We start from the raw sequence: 14,882 nt of genomic DNA on the forward strand, positions 1-14,882 counted from the left end.
CCGCTCGTCTAGGCCGTGCGCAGGAACCGGTCGAGGACCTGGACGCCGAAGTGCAGGGCCTCGACGGGGACGCGTTCGTCGACGCCGTGGAAGAGGGCCTGGTAGTCGAAGCCCTCGGGCAGCTTCAGCGGGGCGAAGCCGTAGGCGGCGTCGATGCCGAGCCGGGAGAACTGCTTGGCGTCGGTGCCGCCGGACATGCAGTACGGCACGACGTGCCCCTCGGGGGCGAACTCCTCGACGGCGGCCCGCATCTTGGCGAAGAGGGGCGCGTCGACGGGTGCCTGGAGGGCGACGGAGCGGTGGCGGAACTCCCAGTCGACGTCGGGGCCGGTGAGTTCGTCGAGGGTGGCGGCGAACTCGTCCTCGGTGCCCGGGAGATAGCGTCCGTCGACATGGGCGACGGCCTCGCCGGGGATGACGTTGAGCTTGTAACCGGCTTCCAGCATGGTCGGGTTGGCGCTGTTGCGGACCGTCGCCTCGACGAGGGAGGCGGCCGGGCCGAGCTTGTCCAGCAGGATGTCCACGGCGTCGGGGTCGTGGAGGGCGCTCTCCAGGCCGTAGAGGGCGGCGAGTTCGGTGAGGGCGGCGCGGACGGTGGGGGTCAGGCGCAGCGGCCACGCGTGCTCGCCGATCCGGGTGACGGCGGCGGCGAGGCGGGTGACGGCGTTCTCCCGGTTCACCTTGGAGCCGTGTCCGGCGCGGCCGCGCGCGGTGAGGCGGAGCCAGCCGGTGCCGCGTTCGCCCGCCGCGATGGGGTAGATCCGGCGGCCGGCGCCGTCGTGGAAGGTGAACGCGCCGGACTCGCCGACGGCCTCGGTGCACCCGTCGAAGAGGGCGGCGTGCCGCTCGGCGAGGAATCCGGCGCCGTCCTCGGCGCTGGCCTCCTCGTCGGCGGTGAAGGCGAGGACGATGTCACGGCGGGGGCGTACGCCCTGCCGGGCCCAGGCGCGTACGACGGCGAGGATCATCGCGTCCATGTTCTTCATGTCGACGGCGCCGCGGCCCCAGACCACTCCGTCGCGGACCTCGCCGGAGAAGGGGTGCACGGTCCAGTCGGCGGCCTCGGCGGGGACGACGTCGAGGTGGCCGTGCAGGAGGAGGGCGTCGGCCGAGGGGTCGGTGCCCTCGACGCGGGCGACGACGTTGGTGCGTCCGGGGGTGCGTTCGAGGAGGACGGGGTCGAGGCCGGCGTCGGCCAGCCGGGCGGCCGCGTACTCGGCGGCGGGCCGTTCCCGGCAGTCGCCGCCGCCCCGGTTGGTGGTGTCGATGCGGATGAGGTCGGAGGTGAACCGGACGACCTCGTCCTGTGCCTGCGCGTCAGCCATTCCGCTCCTGTCCCCGCCGTGCGGCCCTGCCGTACCGCCGCTCAGCCGTACTGTTCCTCGATCGCGGCCGAGACGACGGTGGTGACCGCCTTGAAGGTGCGGATGCACTCGTACATCGTGCCGCTGGTGTACGCGATCCTACGTTCGCCGGTGCGTCCCACGCCGGGTACGACGGTGGCGGCGAGGGCGAGGTGTTCGGCGTCGACCTCGACGGCGACGGTGTACGGTCCGCCGTCGACCGGATCCCGTCGTACGGCGAGGGCCGCCGCCTCCTTGGCGGCCGCCCGGATGTCGGCGGCGGTGCGGGCCGGTGTCCGGCACACGGCGGCGTAGCGGGAGACGTGGTCCTTGACGGCCACCTTCAGGGCCTCGGGGGCGTAGCCGAGGGCGTCCTCGCAGGCCACGTCGTCGCCGGTGACCAGGACGACGGGGACGCCGTACGCGGCGGCGACCCGGGCGTTGAGGAGGCCCTCGCTGGCGCGCACGTCGTTCAGCCAGACGCCGGTGAGGGAGTTGGCGAGGTAGGTGTGGGCGAGGACGCCCTCCATGCCGGCGCCGGCGTGGTAGCCGACGAAGGCGATGCCGTCGACGTCGCCGTGCTGGACGCCTTCCACCATGGAGAGGGACTTGTGCCGGCCGGTGAGCATCTCGACGCGGTCGTCGAGGCGTTCGAGGAGGAGGTTGCGCATGGTCCAGTGGGCCTCGTTGACGACGACCTCGTCGGCGCCGCCGTCGAAGAAGCCGAGGGCGGCCGCGTTGACGTCGGAGGTGAACATCGACCGGCACCGTTCCCACTGCGGGGTCCCCGGCAGCACGTCGGCCGGCCAGGTGACGCCGGTGGCGCCCTCCATGTCGGCGCTGATCAGGATCTTCACGCCCCGTTCCCTTCCGCTGGAGGCTGCCGAGCCTAGTGGGCGGTGCCCCGCTCGCCCCGGGAGCGACTCCGGTCGTAGGCGAGTTGCTTCACCTGGCGGAGCGTCAGGAGGGTTTCCACGGACCGGATGCCCTCCAGGGCGCCGATGCGCTCGCTGAGGTAGGCGTAGAGGGCGCCGGGGCCGGTGTGCAGGGTGGCGGCGAAGAGGTTGGCCCGCCCGGTGGTGGCGGCGGCGAAGCGGACCTCGGGGTGGGCGGCCAGGGCGTGGCCGGCGGCGGCCAGGGCGGCGGGTTCCACGGTGAGCCAGAGCAGCGCCTCGATCTCCTGGCCGAGGGGCTCGACGTCGTGCTGGACGTCGAAGTAGAGCACGCCGTCGGCGAGCAGCCGCTCCAGCCGGCGGGCGACCACGGACTCGGTGAGGCCGGTGGCGGTCTGGAGTGCGGTGAGGGGGGTGCGGCCGTCCTCGTGGAGCAGGGCGAGCAGGCGTTCGTCGTCCGCGTCGACGGTCACCGGTCCGGCGGGGGCCTCGGGGTGGACCCGGCGCAGGGCGGCGGCCTCGTCGGGGGTGAGGGCGTCGGTCTTGGAGAGCCAGCCGAGGGGGCCGCCGTAGAAGGAGTGCAGGAGGCAGTGGGCGCTGATCGAGGTGACGCGCGGGATGCGGCGGAGGTGGCCGAGGAGGAGTTCGTCGCGTTCGCGGCGGCTGCGGGGCCGCATCGCGCACATCACCTCGGTGCCGCCGGAGATCAGGGCGACGTACATGGTGTCGGGGCGGCGGGCGAGGGCGGCGGCGAGCGGGTCGGCGACGTCGGGGGTGCAGGACAGCCGGACGATCCAGTTGCTGCGGCCGAGGCGGACCTCGTCGGTCATGCCGAGGACGCGCAGTCCTGCGGTGGTGCGCAGCCGGCGGAAGCGGCGGGCGACGGTCTGGTCGGAGACCCCGAGGACCCGGGCGAGGCGGTTGAAGGGCGCCCGGCCGTCGAGTTGCAGCGCCTGGAGCAGCTTCAGGTCGAGGGCGTCGAGCGTGGGTGGGTTCACCGGGGGTTCTCCTGGGCGGGGGTGCGTGGGTGTCCGGGGACACCGTGTCATCCGGGGCGGGAGAAGGCGCGCGGATCCGGGCCCACCCCCACCCCACCCCCACCCTTCGGAATACCCCTGGGGGTATCTCTGTTACGGTGAGGGACAGATACCCCCGGGGGTAATTTTTCAGCGAGGGAGAGTGCCGTGTTCTTTGCCGACGTCCTCAAGACCGAGGGGCTGGGGAACCGCAGCTATCTGGCGGGCGGTGCCCGGGCCGCGGTGGTCGTGGATCCGCCGCGGGACATCGACCGGGTGATCGCCGCGGCGGCCCGGCGGGGGGTGCGGATCGTGGCCGTCGCCGAGACCCACGTCCACAACGACTACGTGACGGGCGGCCTGGAGCTGGCCCGGCTGACCGGCGCCCGCTATCTGGTGCCGGCCGGGGCGGAGGTGGCGTACCCGCGGGTGCCGGTCGCGGACGGGGACCTGGAGCCGGTCGACGAGGACCTGGTGCTGCGCGCGGTGGCCACGCCCGGCCACACCCCGCACCACACGGCGTACGTCCTTCAGGAGTCCGGCCGGCCGGTGGCGGCTTTCACCGGCGGGTCGCTGCTGATCGGCAGCGTGGGCCGCCCCGACCTGGTGGAACCGCGGCTGACCGAGCGGCTGGCCCGGGCCCAGCACGCCTCCGCGCACCGGCTCGCGGCCGAGCTGGGCGACGAGGTGTCCGTGCTGCCGACACACGGTTTCGGTAGTTTCTGTTCCGCCGCGCAGGCGGACGGCGGGAGCAGCACGATCGGCGCGGAGAAGGCGTCCAATCCGGCGCTGGCGCAGGACGTGGACACGTTCGTGAAGGAGCTGCTGGCCGGGCTGGACGACGTGCCCGCGTACTACGCGCACATGGGCCCGGCCAACGCGGGCGGGCCGGCGCCGGTGGATCTGACGCCGCCCCGGCGGGCCGACGCGGCCGAGCTCGCCCGGCGGCTCGCGGCCGGCGAGTGGGTGGTGGACCTGCGCGGCCGGGTGGCGTTCGCCGAGGGGCATGTGGCGGGCGCGTTCAACTTCGAGGTCGACGGGCAGCTGGCGACGTATCTCGCCTGGATGGTCCCGTGGGGCAAGCCGGTCACGCTGCTCGCGGCGAGCGCCGAGGACGTCTCCCGGGCGCAGCGGGAGCTGATCCGGGTCGGCATCGACCGGCCGGCCGCGGCGGCCGTCGGCTCCCCGGCCGACTGGCTCCCGGAGGGGACGGCCCCCGTCTCCTTCCCCCGGTCGACCTTCGCGGGACTCGCCGCGGCCCGGGCGCGCCGTGACGACGTCGTCGTGCTGGACGTGCGCCGCGACGGCGAGCGGGCCGCCGGCTGGATCGAGGGCAGTGTCCACATCCCGGTGCACCAGCTGCACCGGCGGCTGGCGGAGGTGCCGGCCGGCACGGTGTGGGTGCACTGCGCGGGCGGGATGCGGGCGGCGATCGCCGCCTCACTGCTCGACGCGGCGGGCCGGGCGGTGGTGGCCGTCGACGACGGCTTCGCCGCGGCGGCCGGGGCCGGGCTGCGTCTGGCCACCGGCCGGGTCACCCCCGTCCAGGCCCACCGGCTGCTCCGGGAGGGTACGGCCGTGCTGGTCGACGTCCGCGAGGAGGACGAGTTCGCCGCCGGTCACGCGCCGGGCGCCGTCCACCTGCCGCTGTCCGCGCTGGCGGACGGGTCGGCGGACGGGTCGGCGGGGCTGCCGGAGGGGCGGGACCCGGTGCTGATCTGCCGGTCCGGCAGCCGGTCCCGGCGGGCCGCCGAGCTGCTCGCCGCGCGCGGGGTGTCCGCGCCGGACGTGGCCGGCGGGATGCGGGAGTGGGCCGCCCTGGGACTGCCCGTCGAGGGGGCGCGCGGGGCCGCCGGGACCGTGCGGTGAGCGCGTTCGCGCTGGCACTGCTCGCCGGGGCCCTCGTCGGTGTCGCCCTGGGCGCGCTGGGGGCGGGCGGCAGCATCCTGACCGTCCCGGCGCTGATCTACCTGCTGGGCTTCGACCCGGCCTCGGCGACCACCGCGAGCCTGGTCATCGTGATCGTCACCTCGGTCACCGCGCTCGTGGCCCACGCGCGGGCGGGGGCGGTGCGCTGGCGGGCGGGCCTGCTGTTCGCGGCGGCGGGGGTGCTGCCCGCCGCGACGGCCGGCGCGCTCTCCGCGCGGATCCCGCAGACCGTGCTGACGGCGATGTTCGCGGTGCTCGCCGCCGTGGCGGCCGTACGGATGCTGCGCCGCGGCACGCCCCGCGCGCGTCCGTCGGTCTCGGCGGCCCGGGCGGCCGGGGCGGGCGCGGGTCTCGGCGCGGTGACCGGGTTCCTCGGGGTCGGCGGCGGCTTCCTGGCCGTGCCGGCGCTGGTGGGTGTCCTGGCCGTGCCCATGGGGGCCGCCGTGGGCACCAGTCTGCTGGTGATCGTCGCCAACGCGCTGGTGGCCCTCGGGGCGCGCGCCTACACGGCGAGCGGGCTGGACTGGGCCCTGATCATGCCGTTCCTGGCGACGGCCGTGCTGGGGGCGTGGGACGGGCGGCGGCTCGCCGCGCGGGTCTCCCCCGCCGCCCTCCAGCGGATCTTCGGCGCGGTGCTGCTCACCGTCGCGGCCGGGATGGGCCTGACCGCGGTGCTGTGACGGTCCCTGTCAGGCCCCGGCGGCTCAGGCCAGCGACAGGAACAGCTTCTCCAGGCGGGCGCGCATCTGCACGGAGTCCCGGACCTCCGGGTCCTCGCTGGTCATGCACTGCTCCAGGCCCGTGGCGATGATCGCGAAACCGGCCCGGTCCAGGGCCCGGGAGACCGCGGCGAGCTGGGTGATCACGTCCTCGCAGTCCCGGCCCTCCTCGATCATCCGGATCACGCCCGCGAGCTGTCCCTGGGCGCGTCGCAGCCGGTTGAGCGCGGACTTCAGCTCCTCGGCCGACATGTCGAGTTGCACGTCTTCTCCTCCTTCATACCCCCGCGGGTATCCTACCCGTGCGGGACAACACCCCACAGAAAGGTTCTGTTCCGTGAACCGTCCGCAGACCACCCCGGCCGCCCCGGCCACCTCCGGCACCCCCGCCGCACTGACCACCGCCGAGGCGGCCGCCCGGCTCGACGCGTTCACGGTCGTGGACGTACGCACCCCGGGCGAGTACGCCTCGGGTCATCTGCCGGGCGCGCACAACGTGCCGCTGGACCGGCTCGGCGAGGCCTCGGCCGCGCTGACGGAGGCCGCGGAACGGCGCCCCCTGCTGATCGTGTGCGCCTCCGGGGCCCGGTCCGCGCGGGGCTGTGCCCGGCTCGCGGACCTCGGGGTCCCGGCGGCCACGCTGGAGGGCGGCACCGGGGCGTGGGCCGCGGCCGGGCACCCGCTGGAGCGGCGGGCCGGTGCCCGCACCCCGTGGCCGATGGACCGCCAGGTGCGGCTGGCCGCCGGCTCCCTCGTCGTCGCCGGGTTCCTGGCGGGCCTCGCCTGGGCACCGGCGCACTGGCTGTCGGGGCTGATCGGCGCCGGTCTGGCGTTCTCCGGCGCGACCGGCACCTGCGGCATGGCCGCCCTCCTGGCCCGCCTGCCCCACAACCGCCCGGGCCGGGACGCGATTCCCTTCGAGGAGACACTGACGCGGCTCGCCGCCTGATCCGGTTCGACGGTCGAGCGGAGCGGGCGCGGCCTCGGCACCCGGGCGGGACCGGCGAGGGAACGCCCCCGTCGGCCCCGCTCGGTGGTCAGTCCCGTCGGCCGGCCACCAGCCAGTTCGACGGGAGTTCGATCAGGGTGCCGTTCGGCGTGGACTCGGTCGTGACGAGCGGGAGTTCGCCGCTCGCGAGGACCGTGAGGCCGGCCGCCTCCAGATGGGCGGGCAGGGCGGCGTCGGCGACCTCGCCCGGTGCTATCCCGTGGCGGAAGATCGGTGCGAGCTTCGGGGGCGGGCCTGCCGGGCCGTGGGCGAGGCCGCCGAGGACCGAGCCGGCGGCCTCGGACGGTTCGACGAGGAAGACCCGGCCCCGCTCGCCGAGCAGCGCGGCGATCCCGTCGGCGAGGGGCTGCCGGTCGGCGGGCTCGCACTGGTGCAGGACGCCCCTCATGTAGACGTGGGTGTCGCCGAGTTCGGTGTGCAGGGCCTCGGCGGCACCGCGTTCGGCGGCGTCCAGCAGCCGGTACCGGGCACGGCCCCCGGGGTCGGCCTGCCGGGCGTGGTCGAGGGCGGCGGCGGCCAGGTCGACGCCGAGGACCTGGGGGAAACGGTCGGCGAGGAAGCGGGTCTGGGTGCCGTTGCCGCAGCCGAGGTCGATCAACGGCAGTACGGTGTCCGCGACATACGGTTCGAACAGGGCGAGGTGGAGGGCCGCGGTCACCTTCGGATCCGCGTCCCAGAACACCGCGCCGGTGTCATGGGGGGCCTCGCGCCAGAAGCCCTCCCAGGCCTCCCGGTATCGCATCGTCACGCTCATCCCAACTCCCCAGGGTGCGGCGCCGATCCGTCATGAGTGACGGGCGAGTACGGTCTACCGCCCCCGGGTTGCCGCTACAAGGAGGACGCGCGGTTCCTTCACGCCTGGCGCGCGCCGCGTACGCCGTTGTGCGCCCCTTGTGTCGAAAGAGGCGTGCGGCTCGTGGAGGGCCGCCAACGGTCCTGGGAGAAAGGTGAGTTGCTCAGCGTCTCGGCAGGGTCAGTTCGAACCACACCGACTTGCCTGCGCCGGTACGGCTGGTCCCCCACTCGCGGGCGAGGGTGCTCACGACCCGCAGTCCCCGCCCGGCCTCGTCCTCGGGTCCGGCGCTCAGCAGGGTCGGCAGGTCGTGGTCGTCGTCGTCCACCTCGCACAGCAGCGTCTCGCCGCGCACCAGCCGCACGGCGACGGGCAGCCGGTGGGAGTGCCGTACGGCATTGGTGACCAGCTCGCCGACCATCAGCTCGGTGGAGTACGCCAGTTTCGCGAGCCCCCAGTCGTGGAGCTGTTCCCGGACGGCCGCGCGGGCCCGCGGGACCTCGGCCGGGTCGAGAGCGAAGCGCCATTCGGCGACGTCGTCGTCCTCGACGCCGTTGAGGCGGGCCATCAGCAGGGCGACGTCGTCCTTGCGGTCGCCGTGGCCCGCTTCGGTGAAGGTCGCGGCGAGGGCGCGGATGATGGTGTCGCAGGCGTCGTCCATGGAGGCCGCCGGGTGGGCGGCGGACTCGCACAGGGCCGCCAGGCCCACACCGATGTCCTCGCCGCGCACCTCCACCAGGCCGTCGGTGCACATCACGAGCCGGTCGCCGGGTTCCACCCGGACGGTGACCGATTCGAAGGGCACGCCGCCGACGCCGATGGGGGCGCCGGTGGGCAGGTCGAGGAGCTCGGTGCGGCCGTCCGACGCGCGGACCAGCACCGGCGGGATGTGGCCCGCGTTGGCGAGGTGGAGTTCGCCCGCGATCGGGTCGTAGACGGCGTACAGGCAGGTCGCGAGGTAGCTGTCGCCGAGGCGCTGGGCGAGGTCGTCGAGGTTGCGCAGGAGCCGGGCGGGCGGCAGGTCGAGGGCGGCCATGGTCTGTACGGCGGTGCGCAACTGGCCCATCATGGCGGCCGAGTTGAGGCCGTGGCCCATGACGTCGCCGACGACGAGGGCGGTGCGGGCGCCGGGGAGCTTCACGGAGTCGAACCAGTCGCCGCCGACCCGGCCGAGGAGGGTGCCGGGCAGATAGCGGGTGGCGATGTCGCAGCCCGCCATGCGCGGCGGGATGTGCGGCAGCATGCTGTCCTGGAGGGTCTCGGCGACGGACTCCTGGTACGTGTACATCCGGGCGTTGTCGAGGACGAGGCCCGCGCGGGCGGCGAGTTCGGCGCCGGTGACCCGGTCCATGTCGTTGAACTCGACGCGCTCGGGGTGGCGCAGCAGGACCATGAAACCGAGGACGACGTTACGGGCCTTGAGCGGGACGACGAGCATGGAGCGGCCGGTGATGAGGGGCCGGATGTCACGTTTCTCGAACTGCGCGGCGATGGCGTGGCCCATCTGCTCGCTGATGCGCGGCACGAGGACGGGCTGCCCGGTGGTCATGCACTGGAAGAACGGCGTGTGGGCGGGGAAGGGCATGGCTTCGCCGACGGGGACGACGTCGTCCCAGCGGCCGGGTTCGTCGGTGTGTTCGACGGCCACCCGGTGCCACAGGGTGCGGGTGTCGGGCACGCCGTCGGGGAAGCCCTCGCCGGCGACGACCTGTTCGCGCAGATAGGTGCCGGCGACGTCGGTGAAGCGGGGGACGACGGCCTTGCTGACCTCGATGATGGTGCGGGAGAGGTCCAGGGAGGTGCCGATCCGCCCACTGACCTCGTTGAGGAACTCCAGGCGCTCGCGGACGGCGGCGTACTCGAGGTCCTCGCCCTCGTCGGTGGGGTCGTCGGGCAGGGGCAGCCCCGCGGCGGCGGCGCGGGCCGCCCGCTCCCGGCGTTCGCGTCGTTCGACGCGGCGGGCGACGCCCCAGTCGGGGGTGACCGGGACCCGGTCGTTCTGGCTGAACTCCAGGACGGGGTAGCCGAGTTCGAGAACCTGGGCGACGATGCGGGCGCTCTCGCCGACGCTCATGCTGGGCAGGATGTCGGGGAGCCGGCGGGCGAGTTCCTCGGCACCTGGGAAGTCGGTGTGCAGGGCGAAGCCGGGCGCGATGCGTTCGACGGCGACGGCGGAGGCGGGGGACTCCGGGCGCAGTACGGCGGTCGCGTCGGCGGCGAGCACCAGGAGCCGTTCCCGGCCGGGGCCGACCAGCGGGTAGGCCCACCACAGGACGTCGGCGCGCTCGCGGCCCTGTCCGGGGACGGTGAGGCGGGCGCGTCCGGCGGCGGGGTAGCCCAGTCCCTGGTCGAGGGAGGAGTCCAGGCCCGGTCCCAGGCCGTCGTAGGCGCCGTACTCGCCGTAGCTGTCCTCGGGTTCGGGGAGGGCGCCGGAGACGGGAAGCAGATCGATGGCGGGCTCGCCGATCGCCTCCTCCTTGGCGACGCCGAAGAGCCGGCGTGCGCCGGTGCTCCAGTGGGAGACGAGGCCGTCGCGGTCGACGACGACCACGGCCAGGGGGACGCGCCCGGGATCGGCGGTGTCGTCGGCCGCCGCGCTGTGTGCTCCGCGGCTGGGAGGTGCGTCCCTCTCGGTGCCACGGTCCATGGCCCAGGCCCTCTCTCCCCAGAGCTGTGCAAGATCTGTCCGCAGCAACAACCGTACGGCGCGCGCAGGTCGGGATGTGCGGCAATTCTGTAATTGGTTTCACCGGAGCGCGCCGGGGTACGCCGCCGGGCCCGCGGTCCGTTCAGTCCGCGTGGCCGAGCCGTACGTCGTGCTCGGCGCGGGCGCCGCCCGCGAGCTTCAGCACGGTGGCGACGGGCGGGTATCCGGTGGCGATGACGGTGTACTCGCCCGAGGCCAGATCGACGAAGCGGAACGTGCCGTCGGGGCCGGTGGTGAGGGTGTCGAGGACGGTGCCCGCCGCGTCGAGGAGCGTCACGCGCGCGTCCTCGACGGGCCGGCCGGTGCCGTCGCGGGCGGTGCCGCGGACCACGGAGCCGCCCGCGAGTTCGATGTCCTGGCGGGTCTCCAGGGAGGCCGTGACGGTGACCGGGAGGGCGGACGGCCGGAAGGCGGGGGCGCTCGCGGCGAGGGTGTACGCCCCGGCGACCAGCCCGGTGACGGCGTAGTCGCCCACGCGGTCGCTGCGGGTGCTCGCGACGACCTCGCCGTGGGCGTCGGCGAGGGTGACGACGGCGTCGGGGACGGGCGTGCCGTCGGCGGTGAGGACGCTCCCGGTGAGGCGTCCGGCGCCGCCGAGGACGAGGTCGAGGTCGACGGGCCGCTCCGCGACGGTGACGGTGACGGCCCGGGGGCGGTGACCGCCGGCGGCGGCGATCAGGACGTAGGCGCCAGGGCCGGGCGTGGACAGGGCGTAGCGGCCGTCCTCCCCGGCGGCGCCGCGGCCGACCTGGGCTCCGGTGGCGTCGATGAGGGTGAGGGCGGCGTGCGGGACGGCGGTGCCGTCGGGGTGGCGGACGGCGCCGGAGACGGGGACACCGGCGGTGTACGGCGTGCGGGCCTGCGGGACGCGGGCGGTCACGGTCACGGGCTCCGTTTCGGCGGTGGGGCGGACAGGTGCTCCGGTCGGACGAGGGGTGCGGTGCGGGGCGGTCTCCCTGAGGAAGCAGGCGGTGAGCAGGGCGAGCAGCAGCAGGAGGAGGGCCAGGAGGGGGAGGATCCCGGCCGAGGCGTCGGCGTGGGCGCCGGTCCAGGCGTCGCGCAGGGCCGGGGGCAGGGTGTGCACGAGGTCCGGGGTGAGGGAGCGCGGGTCGGGGAGGCCGGCGGGCGCGGGCGGGCGGTCGGCGAGGGCGTCGGGGAGCCGGTGGGCGAGGAGGGCGCCGCACAGGGCGGCACCGAGCGCGCCGCCGAGCCGCGCGAGGCCGGTGTGGGCGCCGGTGGCGGCGGTGAGGTCGACGGGGCGGGCGGAGTGGCGCACGGCGCGCAGCAGGACGGGCGTCACGAGGCCGAGGCCGGCGCCGAGGACGGCGGTCCACAGGCAGTACGTCAGCCGGGGCGCGCCGGGGTCGGGGCGGGACAGCGGCCAGGTGGCGAGGAGCGTGAGGGCGCTGCCGAGGACCGGGAGGGTCCGGCGGTGGCCGGTGCGGCGCACCAGCCGCCCGCACAGCAGGGAGGCACCCGCGAGGCCGCCGGTGAGCGGGAGCATGAGGAGTCCGGCCTCGGTGGCGGAGGTGCCGTCGGCCAGTTGCAGCCGGGTCGGCAGACAAGTCGCCGTGCCGGCGAGGACGGCGCCGGTGATCAGGGCGAGCAGGCCGGTGACGGTGAAGACGGGGTCGCGCAGCAGCCGCAGCGGGATCAGGGGGTCGGTGGCGACGCCCTCGGCGAGGAGGAAGAGGAGGACGGCGGCGGCCGCTCCGGCGGCGAGGCCGACGACGACGGCGGAGTTCCCGGCGTGGCGGGTGCCGGCCAGGCCGGCCAGCAGCACCGGGCAGGTGGCCGCAGCGGTGAGCAGCAGGGCGCCGAGCACGTCGAGGCGTGGCCCGGGCCGGGGCGCGGGAGGCTTCGGGGCGAGGGCGACCAGGGCCAGGGCGAGCAGGCCGACGGGGACCGCGGCGTAGAAGCACCAGCGCCAGGAGAACCGGTCGGTGAGGAGGCCGCCGAGGGGCGGTCCGGCGACGCAGGCGAGTGCGGACACGGCCCCGACGAGGCCGGTGCGGGCGGCGCGCCGTCGGGGCGGGACGAGGTCGGCGAGCAGGCTCCGGACGCCGCTGAGGATTCCGCCGGCGCCGAGGCCCTGGAGGGCGCTGAAGGCGATCAGCTGGTCCATGGTCCGGGCGTGTCCGGCGAGCGCGGCGCCCGCGACGCAGATCAGGATCGCGCACTGGAGGACGCCCTTGCGGCCGAGGCGGGCGCCCAGCATGCCGTGCACGGGCAGCGCGACGGCGGCGGCGAGGAGGGAGGCGGCGACCGGCTGGGTCATCCGGTCCAGGGCGTGCAGGTCACCGGCGATCGTCGGCAGGGCGGTGGTGACGGCCGGCTGCTCCACGGCGGCGAGGAACAGGGCGAGCAGCAGCCCGAGCAGGGCCGGACGGGCGCGGCGGGGGTTCGGGGCGGTCCCGGTGGCGGGCGGCGGGGGCGGCGGATCCCGGTGTTCCCGGGGGTGGGGTGCCGGGACCGGCTCGTCCCGCGCCAGTGTCGTGCCGCCCATGGGCCGCTCCCCTCGTCGCACCTGCCGCACGGTTCCCGCGTGAAGCGGCAACTCGGGGCAGGTGCGCGGGGTTACGGCGCCGTCCCGGTCGGGGGCGGATTCCACCCGAACCGGTGAGGGGGGCAACGGGCGGCGGTCGCCCGGGGGTTGCCTACTTCTCGACCTCGGTGGCGAGCTTGACGAGGATCTCGTCGTAGATCCGGGCGAGGCCCTTGGGCGCGAAGGTCCGCTCGAAGAAGCCGCCGATGCCGCCGGCGCCCTTCCAGGTGCTGGTGACGACCACGCGGGCCTTGCCCTCGCCGGCCGGGGTGACGCGCCAGACGGTGACCATGGAGGAGTTGCGGTCCTTCTCCACCAGTTCGCCGTCGGTGGGCTCGGTGACCTCCAGGAGGCAGTCGCGGACCCGCTTGCTGGTGGCCTGGAGCCTCCAGTGGACGAGGGTGCCCTCGCCGTCGCCGCCCTCGCGCACCTCGTACTCGCTGAAGTGGGCGGGCAGCAGGTTCGCGCGCGTGCCGCTGTAGTCGGCCAGCGTGTCGAACACCTTGTCGGGGTCCGCCGCGACGACCCGCTCGGTGGTGGCCTCGACCTGCGCCATGAAGTTCCTCCAGGTCCGTGTTGCTCAGGGTTGCTCGGGGTTGCTCGGGGTTTCCCGGGAAGGGCAAGCCAACCACCCCGCTCCACGGCCGCCCAAATCGGGGTGGGGTAAACGATCAGGGGGTGCGCGAAACGCCGAGGCGGGCGCCCGTTCGCACGATCATGGGAACAGATGTTCTATTGTGGGTCCAGGTGCAGGGCAGTGCTACGGAGGAGGCGTCATGCGCTGGGAGAATCTCGCTCTGGAGTCCCGCCACGACCGTCCGGCCGACCCCGCGCTGTTCGGCGCGGACGCGGTCACGACCCGGACGTTCGACACGCCCGAGTTCGCCGGCATCACGTTCCACGAGGTGCGGGCCCGCACGGTCCTCAACCGGGTGCCGGGGGCCTCCCGGATGCCGTTCGAGTGGACGGTGAACCCCTACCGGGGCTGCACGCACGCGTGCGTGTACTGCTTCGCCCGCAAGACGCACAGCTATCTGGACCTGGACACCGGGATCGGCTTCGACACCCAGATAGTCGTCAAGGTGAACGCGCCCGAGGTGCTGCGCCGCCAGCTGGCCTCGCCGCGCTGGCACGGGGAGCACGTGGCGATGGGCACCAACGTCGACTGCTACCAGCGCGCGGAGGGCCGCTACCGGCTGATGCCGGGCATCCTGGCCGCCCTGCGCGACCACGCGAACCCCTACTCGATCCTGACCAAGGGCACGCTGATCCTGCGCGACCTGGAGCTGCTGAAGCAGTCCGCCGCGGTGACCGACGTCGGCCTCTCCGTCTCGGTCGGGTTCACCGACACCGAGCTGTGGCGGACCGTGGAGCCGGGCACCCCGGCCCCCGAGCGACGGCTTGACGTCGTACGGACCCTCACCGAGCACGGCCTGGGCGTCGGGGTGCTGATGGCGCCGGTGATCCCGTTCCTGTCCGACGACCCGGCGCAGCTGCGGGCCACCGTGCGGGCGATCGCGGCGGCGGGGGCCACCTCCGTCACCCCGCTCGTGCTGCATCTGCGGCCCGGGGCGCGCGAGTGGTTCATGGCCTGGCTGGGGCAGCATCATCCGCACCTGGTGCGCCGTTACGAGCGGTTGTACGCCGACGGCGCGTACGCCCCCACGTGGTACCAGCGCCGGATCACCCGTCAGGTGCACGAACTGGCCCAGGAGTACGGCATCGGGCCCGCGCCCGCGGGGATGCCGCGCCGGATCCGGCCGCCGGAGCAGGAGGAGCACGCGCCGGCCGAGGAGGAGTCCGCCCCGACCCAGCTCACCCTGATCTGAGCGCGTCCGAGCGCATCGCGCGCCCGAACGGGTCAAATCGCCCGGCGATACGTATCTCCGGACGATCTTTCCGGGACGATGCCGCGAGGGCCGTGAGCC

At 74.8% G+C, this 14,882-nt stretch carries 12 protein-coding genes and 1 pseudogene; 5 read left to right on the forward strand and 8 right to left on the reverse strand.

Annotated features, from left to right (window positions below; all coding sequences use genetic code 11):
• Positions 1-8: 8 nt before the first annotated feature.
• The 3 genes from ABZ490_RS15095 to ABZ490_RS15105 are packed head-to-tail and all read right to left on the reverse strand — an operon-like array spanning position 9 to position 3,234.
• Positions 9-1,325, reverse strand: a complete 1,317-nt coding sequence (locus ABZ490_RS15095) for a M20/M25/M40 family metallo-hydrolase (RefSeq protein WP_358989334.1) — start codon at positions 1,323-1,325, stop codon at positions 9-11.
• 41 nt (positions 1,326-1,366) lie between these two features.
• Positions 1,367-2,200 (reverse strand): M55 family metallopeptidase, encoded by an 834-nt coding sequence (locus tag ABZ490_RS15100; RefSeq protein ID WP_358989336.1) that lies wholly within the window; start codon positions 2,198-2,200, stop codon positions 1,367-1,369.
• Between the two features lie 32 nt (positions 2,201-2,232).
• Positions 2,233-3,234 carry an Lrp/AsnC family transcriptional regulator gene (locus ABZ490_RS15105; RefSeq protein WP_358989338.1) on the reverse strand — a complete coding sequence of 334 codons (1,002 nt, stop codon included), beginning with the start codon at positions 3,232-3,234 and terminating at the stop codon, positions 2,233-2,235.
• 186 nt (positions 3,235-3,420) lie between these two features.
• On the opposite strand from ABZ490_RS15105, the pseudogene ABZ490_RS15110 reads away from it, so the two are divergent.
• The 3 genes and pseudogenes from ABZ490_RS15110 to ABZ490_RS15120 all read left to right on the forward strand — a co-directional run.
• Positions 3,421-4,767, forward strand: a pseudogene (locus ABZ490_RS15110) (MBL fold metallo-hydrolase); the annotation flags it as partial.
• 63 nt (positions 4,768-4,830) lie between these two features.
• The gene (locus ABZ490_RS15115) at positions 4,831-5,121 is read left to right on the forward strand and encodes a rhodanese-like domain-containing protein (protein ID WP_358989556.1); all 291 of its coding nucleotides are present in this window, start codon (positions 4,831-4,833) and stop codon (positions 5,119-5,121) included.
• The gene (locus tag ABZ490_RS15120) at positions 5,118-5,861 is read left to right on the forward strand and encodes a sulfite exporter TauE/SafE family protein (RefSeq protein ID WP_358989340.1); all 744 of its coding nucleotides are present in this window, start codon (positions 5,118-5,120) and stop codon (positions 5,859-5,861) included. The genes ABZ490_RS15115 and ABZ490_RS15120 overlap by 4 nt, the downstream gene beginning before the upstream one ends.
• A 24-nt stretch (positions 5,862-5,885) precedes the next feature.
• Here ABZ490_RS15120 and ABZ490_RS15125 read toward each other — a convergent pair whose 3' ends face one another.
• Positions 5,886-6,164 carry a metal-sensitive transcriptional regulator gene (locus ABZ490_RS15125; RefSeq protein ID WP_067246092.1) on the reverse strand — a complete coding sequence of 93 codons (279 nt, stop codon included), beginning with the start codon at positions 6,162-6,164 and terminating at the stop codon, positions 5,886-5,888.
• Positions 6,165-6,237: 73 nt separating this feature from the next.
• Between ABZ490_RS15125 and ABZ490_RS15130 the strand changes: the two genes are divergently transcribed.
• Complete coding sequence (locus ABZ490_RS15130; protein WP_358989342.1) at positions 6,238-6,849, forward strand: rhodanese-like domain-containing protein; 612 nt, start codon at positions 6,238-6,240, stop codon at positions 6,847-6,849.
• A gap of 88 nt (positions 6,850-6,937) precedes the next feature.
• Here the strand turns inward: ABZ490_RS15130 and ABZ490_RS15135 are convergent, their stop codons facing one another.
• The 4 genes from ABZ490_RS15135 to ABZ490_RS15150 form a co-directional block, all read right to left on the reverse strand.
• Positions 6,938-7,663: a class I SAM-dependent methyltransferase gene (locus ABZ490_RS15135; RefSeq protein WP_358989344.1), complete on the reverse strand. Its 726-nt coding sequence runs from the start codon at positions 7,661-7,663 to the stop codon at positions 6,938-6,940.
• A 202-nt stretch (positions 7,664-7,865) separates the two neighbouring features.
• Positions 7,866-10,349, reverse strand: a complete 2,484-nt coding sequence (locus tag ABZ490_RS15140; protein WP_358989346.1) for a SpoIIE family protein phosphatase — start codon at positions 10,347-10,349, stop codon at positions 7,866-7,868.
• Positions 10,350-10,491: 142 nt separating this feature from the next.
• Positions 10,492-12,915, reverse strand: a complete 2,424-nt coding sequence (locus tag ABZ490_RS15145; RefSeq protein ID WP_358989348.1) for an MFS transporter — start codon at positions 12,913-12,915, stop codon at positions 10,492-10,494.
• A 151-nt stretch (positions 12,916-13,066) separates the two neighbouring features.
• Positions 13,067-13,510 (reverse strand): SRPBCC family protein, encoded by a 444-nt coding sequence (locus ABZ490_RS15150; RefSeq protein ID WP_358989350.1) that lies wholly within the window; start codon positions 13,508-13,510, stop codon positions 13,067-13,069.
• Between the two features lie 220 nt (positions 13,511-13,730).
• Here ABZ490_RS15150 and ABZ490_RS15155 point away from each other — a divergent pair, with 220 nt between their 5' ends.
• Positions 13,731-14,783 carry an Rv2578c family radical SAM protein gene (locus ABZ490_RS15155; protein ID WP_358989352.1) on the forward strand — a complete coding sequence of 351 codons (1,053 nt, stop codon included), beginning with the start codon at positions 13,731-13,733 and terminating at the stop codon, positions 14,781-14,783.
• Positions 14,784-14,882: the final 99 nt, after the last annotated feature.

Origin of the sequence: Streptomyces sp. NPDC005811 (assembly GCF_040630405.1) — a bacterium.
Taxonomy (GTDB): domain Bacteria; phylum Actinomycetota; class Actinomycetes; order Streptomycetales; family Streptomycetaceae; genus Streptomyces.

Excerpts from the sequence above, each read along its gene's own strand:
- ABZ490_RS15155 (WP_358989352.1), top strand. The coding sequence starts at position 13,731 with ATGCGCTGGGAGAATCTCGCTCTGGAGTCCCGCCACGACCGTCCGGCC.
- ABZ490_RS15140 (WP_358989346.1), bottom strand. The coding sequence starts at position 10,349 with ATGGACCGTGGCACCGAGAGGGACGCACCTCCCAGCCGCGGAGCACAC.
- ABZ490_RS15145 (WP_358989348.1), bottom strand. The coding sequence starts at position 12,915 with ATGGGCGGCACGACACTGGCGCGGGACGAGCCGGTCCCGGCACCCCAC.
- ABZ490_RS15095 (WP_358989334.1), bottom strand. The coding sequence starts at position 1,325 with ATGGCTGACGCGCAGGCACAGGACGAGGTCGTCCGGTTCACCTCCGAC.
- ABZ490_RS15135 (WP_358989344.1), bottom strand. The coding sequence starts at position 7,663 with ATGAGCGTGACGATGCGATACCGGGAGGCCTGGGAGGGCTTCTGGCGC.
- ABZ490_RS15150 (WP_358989350.1), bottom strand. The coding sequence starts at position 13,510 with ATGGCGCAGGTCGAGGCCACCACCGAGCGGGTCGTCGCGGCGGACCCC.